The organism is Novosphingobium sp. ES2-1 (assembly GCF_015169775.1).
In the GTDB taxonomy this organism is placed as follows: Bacteria; Pseudomonadota; Alphaproteobacteria; order Sphingomonadales; family Sphingomonadaceae; genus Novosphingobium; species Novosphingobium subterraneum.
On the sequence record NZ_CP063445.1, the window covers coordinates 718,555 to 734,488 of the forward strand.

General features: G+C 61.3%; 16 protein-coding genes. 3 read left to right on the forward strand and 13 right to left on the reverse strand.

Annotated features, from left to right (window positions below):
• Positions 1 to 9 precede the first annotated feature (9 nt).
• The 10 genes from IM701_RS03555 to IM701_RS03600 all read right to left on the reverse strand — a co-directional run bounded on the left by IM701_RS03555 (position 10) and on the right by IM701_RS03600 (position 7,545).
• Positions 10 to 960, reverse strand: coding sequence for a CBS domain-containing protein (locus IM701_RS03555; RefSeq protein ID WP_193827806.1), 951 nt, complete (start codon positions 958 to 960; stop codon positions 10 to 12).
• Between the two features lie 20 nt (positions 961 to 980).
• Positions 981 to 1,484: an rRNA maturation RNase YbeY gene (ybeY, locus tag IM701_RS03560; protein ID WP_039332751.1), complete on the reverse strand. Its 504-nt coding sequence runs from the start codon at positions 1,482 to 1,484 to the stop codon at positions 981 to 983.
• The gene (locus IM701_RS03565) at positions 1,481 to 2,503 is read right to left on the reverse strand and encodes a PhoH family protein (RefSeq protein WP_039332754.1); all 1,023 of its coding nucleotides are present in this window, start codon (positions 2,501 to 2,503) and stop codon (positions 1,481 to 1,483) included. The genes ybeY and IM701_RS03565 overlap by 4 nt, the downstream gene beginning before the upstream one ends.
• Positions 2,504 to 2,590: 87 nt before the next feature.
• Positions 2,591 to 3,916 (reverse strand): tRNA (N6-isopentenyl adenosine(37)-C2)-methylthiotransferase MiaB, encoded by a 1,326-nt coding sequence (miaB, locus tag IM701_RS03570; RefSeq protein ID WP_193827807.1) that lies wholly within the window; start codon positions 3,914 to 3,916, stop codon positions 2,591 to 2,593.
• Positions 3,917 to 3,950: 34 nt separating this feature from the next.
• A complete protein-coding gene (locus IM701_RS03575; protein WP_193827808.1) occupies positions 3,951 to 4,724 on the reverse strand; it encodes a 1-acyl-sn-glycerol-3-phosphate acyltransferase in 774 nt (257 codons plus the stop codon).
• Positions 4,708 to 5,130, reverse strand: coding sequence for a Fur family transcriptional regulator (locus IM701_RS03580; RefSeq protein WP_039332758.1), 423 nt, complete (start codon positions 5,128 to 5,130; stop codon positions 4,708 to 4,710). Before IM701_RS03580 ends, IM701_RS03575 begins: the two co-directional genes overlap by 17 nt.
• Positions 5,131 to 5,241: 111 nt before the next feature.
• On the reverse strand, positions 5,242 to 5,679 hold the full coding sequence (locus IM701_RS03585; RefSeq protein WP_039332761.1) for a MucR family transcriptional regulator: 438 nt from the start codon (positions 5,677 to 5,679) through the stop codon (positions 5,242 to 5,244).
• A gap of 165 nt (positions 5,680 to 5,844) precedes the next feature.
• Positions 5,845 to 6,318, reverse strand: a complete 474-nt coding sequence (locus IM701_RS03590; protein WP_193827809.1) for a GNAT family N-acetyltransferase — start codon at positions 6,316 to 6,318, stop codon at positions 5,845 to 5,847.
• Between the two features lie 20 nt (positions 6,319 to 6,338).
• Positions 6,339 to 6,956, reverse strand: a complete 618-nt coding sequence (tsaB, locus tag IM701_RS03595) for a tRNA (adenosine(37)-N6)-threonylcarbamoyltransferase complex dimerization subunit type 1 TsaB (RefSeq protein WP_193827810.1) — start codon at positions 6,954 to 6,956, stop codon at positions 6,339 to 6,341.
• 10 nt (positions 6,957 to 6,966) lie between these two features.
• Positions 6,967 to 7,545: a NifU family protein gene (locus IM701_RS03600; protein ID WP_039332925.1), complete on the reverse strand. Its 579-nt coding sequence runs from the start codon at positions 7,543 to 7,545 to the stop codon at positions 6,967 to 6,969.
• 114 nt (positions 7,546 to 7,659) lie between these two features.
• Between IM701_RS03600 and IM701_RS03605 the strand changes: the two genes are divergently transcribed.
• Entirely contained in the window at positions 7,660 to 8,226 is a 567-nt protein-coding gene (locus tag IM701_RS03605; protein WP_193827811.1) for an FKBP-type peptidyl-prolyl cis-trans isomerase, read from the forward strand.
• A 54-nt stretch (positions 8,227 to 8,280) separates the two neighbouring features.
• Positions 8,281 to 11,172, forward strand: a complete 2,892-nt coding sequence (locus IM701_RS03610) for a pitrilysin family protein (RefSeq protein ID WP_193827812.1) — start codon at positions 8,281 to 8,283, stop codon at positions 11,170 to 11,172.
• A 22-nt stretch (positions 11,173 to 11,194) separates the two neighbouring features.
• Here IM701_RS03610 and IM701_RS03615 read toward each other — a convergent pair whose 3' ends face one another.
• The 3 genes from IM701_RS03615 to IM701_RS03625 are packed head-to-tail and all read right to left on the reverse strand — an operon-like array spanning position 11,195 to position 14,405.
• The gene (locus IM701_RS03615; protein WP_193827813.1) at positions 11,195 to 11,833 is read right to left on the reverse strand and encodes a TadE/TadG family type IV pilus assembly protein; all 639 of its coding nucleotides are present in this window, start codon (positions 11,831 to 11,833) and stop codon (positions 11,195 to 11,197) included.
• Positions 11,830 to 12,414, reverse strand: a complete 585-nt coding sequence (locus IM701_RS03620) for a TadE/TadG family type IV pilus assembly protein (RefSeq protein ID WP_193827814.1) — start codon at positions 12,412 to 12,414, stop codon at positions 11,830 to 11,832. Before IM701_RS03620 ends, IM701_RS03615 begins: the two co-directional genes overlap by 4 nt.
• Positions 12,411 to 14,405 (reverse strand): TadE/TadG family type IV pilus assembly protein, encoded by a 1,995-nt coding sequence (locus IM701_RS03625; protein WP_230487779.1) that lies wholly within the window; start codon positions 14,403 to 14,405, stop codon positions 12,411 to 12,413. The genes IM701_RS03620 and IM701_RS03625 overlap by 4 nt, the downstream gene beginning before the upstream one ends.
• Before the next feature lie 146 nt (positions 14,406 to 14,551).
• Between IM701_RS03625 and IM701_RS03630 the strand changes: the two genes are divergently transcribed.
• The gene (locus IM701_RS03630) at positions 14,552 to 15,925 is read left to right on the forward strand and encodes a class II 3-deoxy-7-phosphoheptulonate synthase (protein ID WP_039332769.1); all 1,374 of its coding nucleotides are present in this window, start codon (positions 14,552 to 14,554) and stop codon (positions 15,923 to 15,925) included.
• The last annotated feature ends 9 nt before the right edge of the window (positions 15,926 to 15,934 follow it).

The following is a 15,934-nucleotide window of genomic DNA, read 5'->3' on the forward strand; positions in this document are numbered from 1 at the left end:
CTCTTCGTCCTATTCTTCTTCGGCCAGCACTGCCTGTGGCGCATGCAGCCTGAGGCGGGTGAGGCGCCGTTCATCGCCTCCGGTCACTTCAAGCCGCCAACCACTGGCATGTTCAAGCACGCGACCGACAGGCGGCACTTCGCCTGCCAATACCACGGCCAGACCGCCGAGCGTATCCACGTCTTCCTCCACTTCCGCAAGCCTTGGATCGACGGTGTCCGCGACGTCATCCAGTTCTGCCCGCGCATCGGCATCCCAGGTATCAGGATCGATCCTGCGGAGCAGTTCTTCGGGCGCATCGTCGTGTTCGTCCTCGATCTCGCCGATGATTTCCTCGACCAGGTCTTCGATGGTGATGATGCCATCTGTGCCCGAATACTCGTCGATCACCACTGCAAGATGCGTACGGCGGCTGCGCATGTCGGCCAATACGTCAAGTGCGCCCCTGGCCTGCGGCACGAACAGAGGCTGTCGCATCAGGCTCGTCCAGTCCTTGGGCGGCTGCTTGTTCGACAGCATCATGCCAGCGATGATGACGAAAACGTCCTTCACGTGGATCATGCCGACGATCTCGTCGAGCGATTCGCCATAGACGGGCAGGCGGCTGTGGCCGTGCTCGGCAAAAGCCGCGACCATCTCCTCGAACGTCGCCGAGGCTGGCACGGCGATGATCTCGCCGCGCGGAATGGCTACGTCATCGGCGTCGTGTTCGCTGAAGTGAAGCAGGTTGCGCAGCATCTGGCGCTCGAGCGGAACAAGGTCGCCGTTGCCGTTGCTGCCGTTATCCTGATGGACCTCGCCCTCGTGCTCGTCGATCGCTTCCTCGATCTGTGCGCGCAGCGATTGATCGTGGTCCGGACCTCTGAAGAAGGCCCTGATCGCGCGCCACAGGGCGCGACTACTGCTACTGTCTCCGTCTCCCGACCGGCTGTCGCCGGCGGAGCCATTGCCCTCGGGCACTGTCGTATTCCCTCACTTGTTCAGTCTTCGACCGCATATGGGTCGGCAATGCCCATCAGCGCAAGCGCCTTCCGCTCCAGATTCTCCATTTCCTCGGCTTCGGCCTCACCCAGTTCGTGGTCGTAGCCGGCAAGATGGAGCAGACCATGAACTACCAGATGGGTGGCATGGACCTCTACCGACACGCCCTTTTCCGCCGCTTCGCGCGTGCACACCCCGTGCGCAAGGATCAGGTCGCCGAGCATTCCAGGCGCGTCGGTATCCCGCGCTGCATGAAGGACTTCCTCGCGACTCAACATCGGGAAGGACAGGACATTGGTCGGCTTGTCCTTGGCGCGCCACTGCTTGTTGAGCGCGTGAACTTCCTCGTCATCGGCCATGACGAGGCTGACCAGCAGGTTCTCGTGCGCCAGTTCGCCGGCGATCTGCGCCGTGGCTTCAGCGGCGCGATTGGCGAGGTCCTCCCAATCGGTTTCCTCGCCCCAGACCGGATCGATGTCGATTTCAAGGATTGGCGCGCTCAAGCGTCCTTCCCTTCATATGCCTCGACAATGCGTCCGACGATTGGATGGCGCACCACGTCGGCGGTATTGAAGCGCACCGTTGCGATGCCTTCGACCCCTTCGAGACGCTGTACCGCGTCGTTCAGGCCGCTGGCGCCGACACCGCCGGGCAAGTCGACCTGCTTGGGGTCACCGCAGATCACCATGCGGCTGTTCTGGCCAAAGCGGGTGAGGAACATCTTCATTTGTGCAGGCGTGGTGTTCTGCGCTTCGTCGAGGATGACGAAGGCATCCGCGAGCGTGCGCCCGCGCATGAAGGCGATGGGCGCGATCTCGATTTCGCCGCTCGCAATGCGGCGCTCGACCTGTTCGGGCGGCATGCAATCGTACAGCGCGTCATAGAGCGGACGAAGGTAGGGGTCGACCTTCTCCTTCATGTCGCCGGGCAGGAAGCCGAGGCGTTCGCCGGCTTCCACAGCCGGGCGTGACAGGATCAGGCGTTGTACTGAACCGGAGATCAGTTGCGCTACGGCCTGCGCTACGGCGAGGTAGGTCTTGCCGGTACCCGCCGGACCGAGCGCGAAGATCACGTCGTGGCTGATCAACGCCTTCATGTAGTCGATCTGCGTCGGACTGCGCGGAATGATGGTTTTCTTGCGCGTGCGGATCATGATCGGCGGCGCACCACCCGGCGCCCCGGTGATGATGCCCTCAAGTGTCGGCTCGACGCTCATCGCGATCAGCGATTCGACCGCGCCGGAATCAAGTTCCTGCCCCGACAGCAGCCGTTGATGCATGCCCTTCAGCACGTCGCGCGCTCGGGCGACAGCGTCGTCGGGCCCTTCGATCAGCACGCGGTTGCCGCGCGCCGAAATGTAAACTCCCAGCCGATTCTCGATCTGCACGAGATTGGTGTCGAATTGGCCGAACAGGGCGCCAAGCACGGTCTGCTCGTCAAACTCGACCTCGACCCGGGCACGGCGATGCTGTGTTTCCGGGCGATGATGCGCCTCGTCGGCGCGATGGGGTTTACGGGCCATGAGCTCCTTTCAGGTTTGGGCCTGATTCAGAGCATAGGAACGGAAGTTGCGCGCACAAGACGCGCGCGCAGACTTTGCACAGGGCAATTAGACGAGCTGACCTGCCAGCGAGTTCGGACCGGCTTCAACAAGCTTCACCGTAACCATCTGGCCGATCTCGGCTTCGCCGACGAAGTGCACGGATTGCAGCCAGGGCGATTTGCCGAGCCACTGGCCGGGATGCTTGCCCTTGCGTTCGACGAGGACTTCGCAGGTCTTGCCGACGCTGCCCTGATTGAAAGCCAATTGATCGCGGTTGAGCGCCGCTTGCAGGCGCTGAAGGCGCTCGTCCATCACTGCTGCCGGAACATGGTCGGGCATCGTCGCAGCCGGGGTGCCGGGGCGGGCGGAATACTTGAAGCTGAACGCCTGCGCATAGCCGACGGCGTCGACGAGACGCAGTGTTTCCTCGAATTCTGCATCAGTCTCCCCCGGGAAACCGACGATGAAATCGCCCGACAGCGCGATGTCGGGCCGGGCGGCGCGGATCCGGTCGAGCACCTTGAGGTAGCTGTCTGCGGTGTGGCTGCGGTTCATCGCCTTGAGCACACGATCGCTGCCCGCCTGCACCGGCAGGTGGAGAAAAGGCATCAGCTTCTCAAGTTCGGCATGCGCGGCGATCAGGCCATCGGTCATGTCGTTGGGATGGCTGGTTGTGTAGCGGATGCGCTTCAGGTCCGGGTCAGCTGCTAGGGCGCGCGCCAGCCCGTCAAGGCCGATGCTGCGGCCCTTGTCGTCCTCTCCAGTCCACGCATTCACGTTCTGCCCAAGCAGCGTGATCTCGCGCGCACCGCCGGCAACGAGCAGCTTCGCCTCTTCTATCAGATCGGCAAACGGGCGGCTGATCTCCGCACCGCGCGTATAGGGCACGACGCAGTAGGTGCAGAACTTGTCGCAGCCTTCCTGCACGGTGAGGAAGGCGGTGGGGGCTGACTTGCGGCGCTTGGGCAAGGCCGCAAACTTGGCCTCTGCCGGCATGTCGGTTTCGGTGGCGCGCTTTCCGGAAGCGGCCTCGGCAACCATTTCCGGCAAGCGGTGGTACGATTGCGGGCCGACCACCACCTTCACGCTTGGCGCGCGGGTCATGATTTCCTCGCCTTCAGCCTGGGCCACGCAACCCGCGACTGCGATCATGGGTGCCGAGCCATCTTCCCGGCGCAGCCGGCCGATATCGGAATAGACCTTTTCGGTCGCTTTCTCGCGGATGTGGCAGGTGTTTAGGACGACGAGGTCGGCGTCATCCCCGTCGCCCGCGGCAGACATCCCTTCTGCTGCCAAGAGTTCGGCCATGCGCTCGCCATCATAGACGTTCATCTGGCAGCCGAAGCTCTTGACGCGGAACGTCTTGGGGGAAGAAGTTGCGGTGGAAGACATGGGCCGCGCCGATAGTGGATTTGGCAGGGTTTGTCTAACGCGCGCCGCTCATCGCTGCGAGGATGCGTTCGCGTGCCGCTGTAGCCATGACCTTGCGGTTCGCTGTCTCCTCAGGTCCGAGTGGCGCGAGGAAATGCACTGTCACCGGGATCGGCTTACTCCGGGCGAGGATCTTGAGGAAATTGTCCAGCCCATGCTCATCCCCCACCCATGCCATCGCGGCGACGTCCGGCCCGTAGTCGAGCCACACCGGCTGTATCGCAATGCCGGGCGGGGGCGGATCCAGCGCGGACAATAGTGACGACTTGAATGGCAGCAGGCTGACGCCGTTGCTCGTGGTGCCTTCCGGAAACACGGTGAGCGCACCAGTGTCGGTGATAGCTGCACGCACCTGTTCGACCTGGGTATGGACCGAGCGCCGGTCATGACGGGCGACGAACACCGTGTCGTTCATTTCGCACAGCCATTTGAGCAGACCGACATCGGCAAGCCCTGAGTGGGCAACGAAGGCGCTACCGCTCGCGCCTGAGATGACCGGGATGTCGAGCCAGCTGACATGATTGGAGAGGAGAAACGCGCCCTTGCGCGAAGGCTCCCCCGAGATCGCGACACGCGCGCCGGCGATGCGGGCGATGCCGCCAAGGAACACCCGTGGCCAGGGATTGTGCAGCCGCAGGATTCGCCAGACGTAATAAAGCGGTACGCATACGAGCAACAGAACCAGCATCGCTGCGAGCCGCACTGCGATGCGCAGGCGTCCGACAAGCGAAATTGCCGGACGAGGGATAGCGTCAGCCGTCGCGTTCAAGCTTCACGCCGTAAAGCTCCATGCGATGATCGACCAGGCGGTAGCCAAGTTTTTCCGCGATCTGGCGCTGGAGTTGTTCTAGTTCGGGATCGACGAATTCGATGACCTTCCCGGTCTCGACGTCGATCAGGTGATCGTGATGCGCCTCGGGCGTCGCTTCGTAACGGGCGCGGCCATCACCGAAGTCATGCCGGTCGAGAATGCCAGCTTCTTCGAACAGGCGCACGGTGCGGTAAACCGTCGCGATCGAAATGCGCGAGTCGATGGCCGAGGCGCGTTCGTGCAGCTTCTCGACGTCCGGATGGTCGTCGCTCTCCGAAAGGACGCGCGCGATTGTCCTGCGCTGGTCGGTAATGCGCAGGCCGCGTTCGGCGCAGAGAGCTTCGATGTCGATCGGCTGATGCACTGGGTACTCGTCATGAAAGGATCGGCCCGCCGATCTATAGACCGGCGGGCCAAATCTTCAACTGTACGCAATCGTATTGCGCACAGTCATTGCCACCAATCTGCCCGCGGATCAGGCAGCGGTCTTGCGGCCGCGCTTGGGCGCCGGCTTGCGGCCGAGGCCGATCTTCTTGGCAAGTTCACGGCGCTTTTCGGCGTAGGCCGGCGCGACCATCGGATAGTCGGCAGGAAGATTCCAGCGGGCGCGATACTGTTCCGGCGTCATGTTGTAGCGCGTTGCGAGGTGGCGCTTGAGCATCTTCAGCTTCTTGCCATCTTCCAGGCAGACGATGTGATCGTTCTTCACCGAAGCGCGGATCGAAACGGCAGGTTCCGGAGCGGGCTCTTCGGCAACTACCGGCTTTTCCAGCCCGGCCAGCGCAGAATACACGTTTGAAATCAATGCCGGGAGATCGTTCACCGAGACGCTGTTGTTGCTCACATGCGCGGCAACGATGTCCGAAGTGAGGGTGATCAGCGTCTCCCGCATGTCGTTCTGAATTTCACTCATGGCAAAACCGGCTTTCTATGTTTGTCCTGCGCGTAGGCATCTGGACTCGCGACTTGGTTTGGTGATCCAGATCACATTTATAGTCGCATCCCACAAGGATACAACCGGTTTCACGACAGATCGACGACGCTGTCAATGCTACTTAGGTTAATCCTAAGTATTGTTTCAATTGCCGAGTGCAAGTTCCTGGCTTATCGCATCAATTCTGGCCCCGCTGGGGGTGCGATAATAAGCCGGTCTTAATCCAATTTGGCGGAATCCGTGCGCGGCATAAAGAAAGCCCGCGGGATTGTTATCGCGCATCTCGAGGAAAACGCGGCGCATCCCGTTCTGCTTTGCGGACAGGATAAAGCGACCTAAAAGTGCGTGCCCCAATCCTTTTCGCCGGTACTTCGGAGAAATTGCGAAAAGGAGAAGTTCTTCCTCGTCGATGATCGCACGACTCAGGAAAAAACCGGCAGTTTCATCGCCGGATCCCAAGTCTTCGCTACCATCTGGTGCAATGAGGCCGTAGCGACAATTGCCGACCAGAAGCGCGTCGCTTACCTGCTTGCGGTTCCAGGCCTCACCGTACTCCGCGGCGAATGCCTGGTCCATGACGGCCATGATCCGGTCGATATCATCGGGTGGCGGAGTCATCGGTCAGCCTATCCCTTCGGTCATGCTGCCGAAGGAAGGCGGGCATCGGGCGCGCGACCGTAGCTTGGCCTGGGATCTCTATGGAACGCCCGCTCGTCCAAAAGGCCAGCGCAGCGAGCATCGGGATGCAAGCTGATCGCAACCGCATGAGTGCGGTCGGCGGCGAGTGCTGCAGCCTGGCTGCCTGCCAGCAACAGAGCCGTGCTTCTCGACTTGGCCTGGGCAGGCGTGAGCGATGCAAGGGGAGCGAGCGGTGTTGCGTCAGAGTCGAAGGGTTGGAAAAACCACTCGCCGTGACCGCCAGTCATGCAGACGTCGACAGCCGAGCCTGGCCGTTCCGAAAGGGCCATCGCTGCAACCAGCGCGAGGCTTTCATACCCCTGCAATCGCGCATTCCATGCCAGTGAAAGGGCTCGTGCTGCAGCAAGGCCGACGCGAATGCCTGTGAAGCTTCCGGGGCCGACGTCTATCGCGATCACATCCGCCATGCCCTTATCGGGAAGGGCAGCAATCATGGGGACCAGACGTTCAGCATGGCCGCGACCAAGCAGCGCGTATTCACCAGCCACAAGTACGCCATCCTCGATCAGCGCGACTGAACAAGCTTCTGTCGCGCAGTCTATCACGAGTTTGCGCATCGCCGTCGGATCAGGCTGCTCGAACTTCAGTAACTTCGGGCACGTAGTGCTTCAGCAGGCTCTCGATCCCGTTCTTCAGCGTAGCTGTCGACGACGGGCAGCCCGAGCAGGCGCCCTGCATCTGGAGGTAGACCACGCCTTCGCGGAAGCCCTTGTAGATGATATCTCCGCCGTCATTGGCCACCGCAGGCCGCACGCGCGTTTCGATCAGATCCTTGATCTGGTCGATGATGTCGGCGTCGGCCGGGTCGTCGGCGAAGCTTTCATCAGCTTCGGCAGGAACCGCGATGCCGGCGGCAGTGCCCCCCAGGAACAGCGGAGCCTGGCTGACGAAATGATCGAGCAGGATCGCCAGAACCTGCGGTTTCAGGCCGGCCCATTCCACGCCGGGTGCGGCGGTGACCGAAACGAAATCGCGCCCGAACAGCACGCCGGTCACGTCACCAAGATCGAACAGCGCCTGCGCGAGGGGCGATGCCTCAGCAGCTTCAGGCGAAGTGAACTCGCGCGTTCCGCTTGCCATGACCTGCTCGCCGGGCAGGAACTTGAGCGTGGCGGGGTTGGGCGTGGTTTCTGTCTCGATGAACATGATTCGCATGTAGGCCAGTCCTTCGCGTGGTCAAGGGCCCGACAGGCCGGGTTTTGCGCAGTTTCAGCGCAAGGTCTCATGGCGGAACCTCGCAACGCTCGCTAATGCAGCGAGATGATCAAGCTCCCCCTTGCGCTCGTCCGCCTCGCCCCTGCCGTTCTTGCCTGCACCTTCGGTGCTTCGGCCTTGAATGCCGCCGCACCTGCGGCAAAGCCGGTCGCCCCATCGGCTGTCGCCATTCCGATGCCGCTGAATCCGGTGGTCGCGCCCGCACAGCGCCTCTGCTCTGTCAAGACTGCTAGCGGACTCGGCACGATGCTCCTGAAGCCTGCCGAAGGCGCGAAGCCGACAAAGAGCGATTACGTGCTGGTCAATTACGTCGGCTATCTTGCCGCCAATGGCGAGGTGTTCGACCAGGGCATGCAGGCGGCATTTCCCGTGGATGGAGTCATTCCGGGCTTTTCTGAAGGCCTGCAACTTCTGTCCAAGGGCAGCCTGATGCGTCTGTGCGTGCCCTCGGCGCTTGGTTACGGCGCGGAAGGCTCAGGCCCGATCGGTGCAAATGCGGACCTTGTATTCCAGGTCGAACTGGTCGACTTCAAGACCGCTGCAGAAGTCGAAGCCATGCGTGCTGCCCAATCGGCAGCTCAACCTGCCCAGCCAGCCACGACAACGCCCTGATAGTAACGGGTCTATTCACTGGTCCTTCATGAGAAGGCTTCCTATAGTCGAGTGATGCGATCCCGTAACACGCGCGCCCGGCGCTTCGGCCTGTTTCTTTCCCTCCTGCTGGTTTCGGCGGCTCCCGTGGTCGCCGAAACCCCTGCCAAGGCTCCGAGCACGGCGACGAAGTCCAACGTTCCGTGGCTCTACAAGGGTTCGGACGTTCCGCAGGACAAGGCCTGGACCTTTGGTATCCTGCCGAACGGCATCCGTTATGCGGTTCGCCACAGCGGCGTTCCGCCCGAGCAGGTGTCGATCCGCGTTCTGGTGGACGCGGGTTCGATGTACGAGACCGAGCCGCAGCGGGGCTATGCGCACCTCATCGAACACTTGACCTTCCGTGAATCGAAGTATCTCAAGGAAGGCGAGACGATCCCCACGTGGCAGCGGCTGGGTGCCACCTTCGGCAGCGATACCAACGCCGAGACAAGTCCCACGCAGACGGTTTACAAGCTCGACATTCCCAATGCGACTGCACCCAAGCTGGACGAGACGTTCAAGCTGCTGTCGGGGATGATCACTGCGCCGATCTTTACCGATCGTGGCGTCAAGACCGAGGTTCCGATCGTCCTTGCCGAAATGCGCGAACGCACCAGCGCGCAGTCGCGGGTGCTGGACGCCACGCGGGGGCTGTTCTTCAAGGGGCAGCTCCTGGCATCGCGCAGCCCTATCGGCACGGTGGAAACTCTCGAAGCTGCTGACGCTGCTGCGGTAAAGGCCTTCCATGACAAGTGGTATCGCCCCGACAATACCGTGATCGTGGTGGCCGGCGATGCCGATCCGGCAGCACTGGTCGCGCGGATCGAACAATGGTTTGGCGGGTGGCAGGTGGCCGGCAAGAAGCCATTGCAGCCTGATTTCGGCAAGCCGATTGCGCCCGCCGGCATCGATCCCAAGAACCCGGTCGGCGAAGCGAAAGTGCTGGTCGAGCCGGACCTGCCACGACTGGTAAACTGGGCGATCCTGCGTCCATGGGCAAAGGTCAACGATACCATTGTCTACAACCAGGGCCTTATGATCGATCGCCTTGCGCTGGCTTTGATCAATCGCAGGCTTGAGGCCAGGGCGCGGGGTGGCGGGAGCTATCTGGTGGCGTCCGTGGACGAGATGAAGCAGGAGCTTTCGCGATCTGCCGACGCTACGATCGTGACGGTCACGCCATTGAGCGAGGACTGGAAAAGTGCGGTCACAGACGTGCGCTCGGTCATTGCCGATGCTTTGGCCACGCCGCCGTCTCAGGCAGAGATCGACCGCGAAGTTGCCGAATTTGAAGTCGCCTTCAAGGTCTCGGTCGAAACGCAGTCCACCATTGCCGGGTCCAAGGCGGCTGACGATATCGTCAATGCCGTCGATATCCGCGAGACCGTAGCCAACCCCGACACCGTCTACGACATATTCAGGCGTTCCATCCCCTTGTTCAAGCCGCAAGCGGTGCTTGAACATACCCGTGCATTGTTCCGGGGCACCGTGGTACGCCCGATGATGATCACGCCAAAGGCTGGCGAAGCTGACGAAGCCTCCTTGCGCGCGGCATTGACTGCTCCTGTCAAGGCAGCATCGGAAAGCCGCGTGGCGGCAAACGCCCTCAAGTTTTCGGACCTTCCACCCGTTGGTACACCCGGTACAGTCGCCAGCGCGCGACCGATCGGGTTGCTAGGCATCGAGCAGGTCGAACTCTCCAATGGTGTTCGCGTTCTGCTGTGGCCCAATGATGCTGAGCCTGGCCGCATAATCATCAAGGCGAGGTTTGGCGGCGGGTACTCGGCGATCCAGCCTCAGGATGCGGTTTATGGCCCGATCGGCGAAGTGGCACTGATGGACAGCGGCATCGGCGCACTCGGCCGGGATGATCTGGACCGTCTGGCAACAGGCCGCAAGCTGAGCCTCGATTTCAACATCGACGACACGGCATTCGTGCTTTCAGCCGATACGCGCCCGGCGGACCTTGCCGACCAGCTCTATCTCATGGCTGCCAAGCTGGGCATGCCGCGTTGGGATGCCAATCCGGTGTTGCGTGCCAAGGCCGCGGCAAAGCTCCAGTACGAAAGCTACAATTCGGCGCCCAATGCGGTGCTCAATCGCGATCTCAACTGGCTGTTGCGTGACGGAGACCCCCGCTATGCGACGCCAAATCCGGCCGAGCTGGAGAAGGTAACTCCGGAGGGCTTCCGCAAGACATGGGAGCCGCTGCTTTCGGAAGGACCGATCGAGATCGACATGTTCGGCGATTTCACGCGCGAACAGGCATTGGCTGCTCTGGAAAAGACTTTCGGCGCTTTGCCCGTCCGAACTCCGACAGCGGCGCCGACACTTGCTCCGAATATCCCGGCACATAACCCCGAACCGCTGGTTCTGACCCATCGCGGCGATCCCTCGCAGGCCGCAGCCGTGGTGGCATGGCCAACCGGGGGCGGGCAGGCCGGTGTGCGTGAAAGCCGCCAGCTTGAGATCCTGGCGCAGATTTTCAACAACCGCCTGTTCGATGCGATGCGCGAAAAGGTGGGAGCGAGCTACGCGCCTCAGGTCGGTTCAAGCTGGCCCCTCGATCTGCCGTCGGGCGGGTACCTCTCGGCGATGGTCCAATTGCGGCCGGGAGATTTCGACACTTTCTTTGCTGCCGTTGACAAGATCGCAGCTGAACTTGCTGCTACGCCGCCTTCAGCAGACGAGATCAGCCGGGTGACTGAACCGCTCAAGCAACTGATCACTCGAGCCAGCACTGGAAATGGCTTCTACATGTACCAGCTGGAAGGAGCTGCGTACGATCCGCGCAAGATTGCGGCGATCCGCACGATCCTCAACGATTACAGCCAGACAACGCCCGAGCGCATGCAGGCTCTGGCCCAGAAATATCTGCGAGCGGACAAGAGCTGGCGTTTGGAGGTCGTCCCGGAAAAACGCTGACGGAAATGTCCTCAGGCCTGTGTCAGCATTCGATCTTGTCGTTCGTACCGCTCAGGCCAGGGCCGACATTTCGGTCGTCACGAACGATGATGGCTGCCTGTTCGTGTATCGTGATCGGCTGGACGAACATAGTTCCAAACAGGCCATGGTATTCGTACCAGACTTCGGCCAGCATGACCGCACTATTGCTGGATGAGGTGATCTTTTTGCCGCCCAGCGTAATGCCCGATGCTATTGAAGACAGGGCACTTCCGGTCGCATCGGGTTTCCCATGGGCAGAGGCCTGCTTGCCCTTGCCCATGCACTTTTGCCAATGAATATATTGCTTGCCGGTCAGCGGATGGACTTCAAGGCTCGACAGGATCACCCGGCCATTCTCGGCCAGACCGATGTTCGAGCCTTCCTCCAGCGCGCCTGTCAGGACGGAATGCACTTCATTGGCGGTGACCGTAGGCGTAACGCCGCTATTGTCGGTTTGACCCAAGCGCGAGGCATTGTCAGCAAGTGCCAGAGCAACCTGGCTCGCTTCCATAGAGGCGGCGTTGAGCCACGCAATTTCGGCCCCGTACATGCCCAGTATCATGAACAGAGGCACTACCAGGGCAAATTCGACGGTTGATACCCCGTCTTGCCTGCTCGCCAACTTGCGCAGAAGCGTCATGAGCAGCTCCCGGCAGTGGCGCCGTAGCTGGTCTGGTTGCCGAATGGCTCGTTCTTAGTCACTGCGGTAGCCGCAAGGGTCCGTTCCGACCACATTTTGGGCAGAAAGGGCACCAGGAACACCGGTTTGAAGGTTGCTGTCACCTTGTAGACGACGACATCATTGGCGGTACCGGCGCTGTCCTTTTGCCCAACGTCCTGATCCCATTGGCCATTTCGGTTTTCGTCGGTAAAGGTCTCGCCGGCGTCGCACACGGCATTTGCGTTAGTGTCGTTCCATTTTTCCGCCCTGCCAACGTCGGCAAAGTCGTAATAGCTGGTCCGGCTCGTCTTGATGGTTACGCCAGGAAGGACCGGACGGATCGCATCGAGTACCGAGGCGTCGGCTTCACTGGTGTTGCGCGTTTCAAGCGAGGAATCGCGTGCGGCACGGTGGACTGCGCCAGTGAGGACCGACTTGCCATAGACCATCTGCCCGACATCCATGATGCCGATCAGCAGCAAGAGGAACAGGGGCGCGACAATCGCGAACTCGACGACCGTTGCGCCCTCTTCGTTGGTGCAAAGCTGCGCGCCTGTCATTGCACCACCCGCAATTCGCCGACCTGCTTGGCGATCGACTGGAATGCCGCATCCAACTGGTTTGCGTTGGCTGCCGTAAAGGCACTCGCACTCGAGGCACATGTCTGGAGTTCGGTCGTCATGGCCTGCGCAAACGCGATGACCCATATGCGGATGCCTTTGGCCTTCACGGCTTCGCACAGGGCAAGGAACCGTGAGTTATGGCGCGCAGCGTCTTCGTTTACACCATCATCGGTGACACGGCGATCATGGTACTCAATGCCCCAGGCTGATTGGATGGAGTAGCTGGGTGCCATTTCGCCATCGGTCATGAAGATCAGATGGCGCGAAACCTCGCCGCCGTTCGTGGGCGCTTGGCGAACAGTGCTCGACCATAAGCCGTCTGGCGATGCCAGCCGCGCTCCCCATACCATCCCGATGTCATGGTAGGTCGCGCCTTCGGGAACGAGTGAATCCGCGAACGCGTCGAACGCGGTCTTGTTCATCGTGGCCAGCAAGCGCGCGCCAGTCGGGCAGAAGGATGCCGCCTGCTGTCCCTGCGATGACGGTACTGCACTGTTCATGTACACAGTGCCGTTGTAGGTGACCGTCCGTATGTAGGCGACGTCGGGCCACATGGGCGCCCATTTGGTCGAAGCAGAACTGTCAGGGGCGGAATCGATTTCGAGGTCCAAGGCGCCGGCCGGGTTGAAGCCCCCCAGCGATGACCACGTGAAGCTCGGCTCGGATACGGTTGCACGCTCCTCGACGCACCCTTTCCAAGTTGACGAAACAGACGCGCCGTTTTCGCCGGTTGGTGTCGAGACCGCTTCGAAATTCTTGAACCGGCTCGTGTCATAGGTCACCGGGCGATACTCCCAACGATCGAAGACTTGCGAGCTTGTATAGATCGGATCGGCCGTCGTGGTCGTCGTCGTCACGGAGTTGCGCGAGCCGGTTCGCGACTGGATCCTGTAGTTCAGGATCAGCCAGGCGCACTGATAGAAAGTCGCCGTCTGCGGCTGGGTCACGACGGTCGTCACAACCCGTTGACCGGACGAGTTCGTTGTCGTCGTCGAGGTGGAGGTGGCACTCCCCGAATTGGCCCAGGCCGTATCGGCTGGCTTTGCGTTGTTACATGATGTCGACGTCAGGTAGATGTTGGAGCCGTAGTTGGCCCAGAGGGAGTAGGTTGGCGTTGTAGTTGTGGTCGTCGGTGTCCCGCTTCTCGGCGTGCCGTAGCCACTCAAGGTCTGAACGGTTCGGTAAACCGCATGACGAGACTGGATTGTCCAACTGTCAACCAGATACGACGGATCAAGGTCGTGTAGAAGCCTGCCCACGTTGACTGACGAACTGTACGGCACGAATCCGTATCGCACACGTGCGTTTGTGCCCGACAAGGCGTTCTCGACAGTGCTGTGGAAGTTCTTCATGGCAGCGCGCAGTGCCTCGATGCGTGTCTGCGTACTTCCCGCCAGCAGTGAGGCCATGGAGCCAGTGGTATCGAGGACCATCATGATGTCGCTGTTGCCCACGCCCATCGAGGCCGTGCATCTGACGCTCAGATCAAAACCCTGGAAGCCGAAGATCTGCATCATCAGGGGCGGAAGCATGGTTGTGGCCACGGCGTCGATCGTGCCGCCTTTGTCCGCCGAAGTCGGCTCGAAAGTCGTGTCTCGCGAACCTTGGTGAGTCTCGTCGAAGTTTGCGAAGAAGTAATTGTCCGCCTGCGTCTTTGCCGCGGCATCGAAGCCGTTTGTGGTTACGGCTCGACGGCCTGCCAGAACACCTGCGTCGCATGCCGCCTGCAGCCTCGTCTGGGTGCGCCAGGCGCGGCTTATGTCGATGGCGCCGCCAATCAGCGCGGCCACGGCGAAGATTGCCATCGCCGATAGAGGCAGGATGTTTCCACCGCGGCTTCGGGCCAGTAAAATCAGGAAGCGGCGAAGGGCAAGCATGGGAAAACGAACGACCTTTGGTGGGATCTGCACGGTTAACCGCTCGTCCACCAAGACATCCTGATGAGGTGACTAAGGTAAATTCCCTATCGGTGGCCTTGGGCGTGATCGCGATGATCGATTGCTGTGACAGCAAGCCTTCCTTTGCTTTTCCTGCGCAGGCGGCGTATGGGCGCGCCTCTTGAAAGGAATGGAAAGTGGCACAGAACTGGACTGCGGATTCGTGGCGCGGGTTTGAAGGGCGGCATCTGCCGGTCTATCCCGATGCCGAAAAGCTGAACGAGGTCGAGAAGACCCTGACGAGCTTTCCGCCGCTGGTCTTTGCAGGTGAGGCGCGCGCTCTGAAGGCCGACCTCGCGCAGGTGGCCGCAGGCAAGGGTTTCCTGCTGCAGGGCGGAGACTGTGCCGAGAGCTTTGCCGAATTCCATCCGAACAACATTCGCGACACGTTCCGCGTGCTGCTGCAGATGGCGGTCGTGCTGACCTTTGCCAGCAAGCAACCGGTGGTAAAGGTGGGCCGCATGGCCGGGCAATTTGCCAAGCCGCGTTCCTCCCCGGTTGAGAAAATCGGTGACGTTGAACTGCCGAGCTACCTCGGTGACAATATCAATGGCATTGATTTCACTGCGGAATCGCGCATTCCGGACCCTGAGCGCATGCTGCGGGCCTACAGCCAGGCAGCGGCGACACTGAACCTGCTGCGCGCCTTCGCGGGCGGCGGCTACGCCAACTTGCGCCAGGTCCACCAGTGGACGCTGGACCACATCGGCAAGAGCCCGTGGGCCACGAAGTTCCGTGAAACCGCCGACAAGATCGGTGAAGCGCTCGACTTCATGGAAGCCTGCGGCGTCGATCCGCGTACCGTGCCGCAGCTTCAGGGCACCAGCTTCTACACCAGCCACGAAGCGCTGCTTCTGGCCTACGAGGAAGCGATGACCCGGCAGGATTCGCTGACCGGCGAATGGTACGACACCAGCGCCCACATGCTGTGGATCGGTGATCGTACCCGCTTCGAAGGTTCGGCCCACGTCGAATACCTGCGCGGCGTCAACAACCCGATCGGGATGAAGTGCGGTCCTTCGCTCAGCGTGGATGCGCTGCTGCGCATGCTCGATACGCTGAATCCCTCGCGCGAGGCCGGCCGCATGACGCTGATCAGCCGCTTCGGCCACGACAAGGTCGAGGCAGGGCTGGCTCCGCTGGTTCGCGCCGTGAAGCGCGAAGGCCATCCGGTGGTGTGGTCGTGCGATCCGATGCACGGCAATGTCATCAAGGCCGACAACGGCTACAAGACGCGGCCGTTCGACCGTATCCTGACCGAGGTGAAGGGCTTCTTCGCGGTCCACCGCGCCGAAGGCACCCACGCTGGCGGGATTCACATCGAGATGACCGGCCAGGACGTGACCGAGTGCACCGGTGGTGCCGTCGCGATCACCCAGGAAGGGCTGGCCGATCGCTATCACACTCATTGTGATCCGCGTCTCAATGCAGCGCAATCGATCGAACTGGCATTCCTGCTGGCCGAGGCACTGAATGCCGAGCGGGAAGGGGCAAAGGCCGAAGCTGCCTGACGTCCTTCC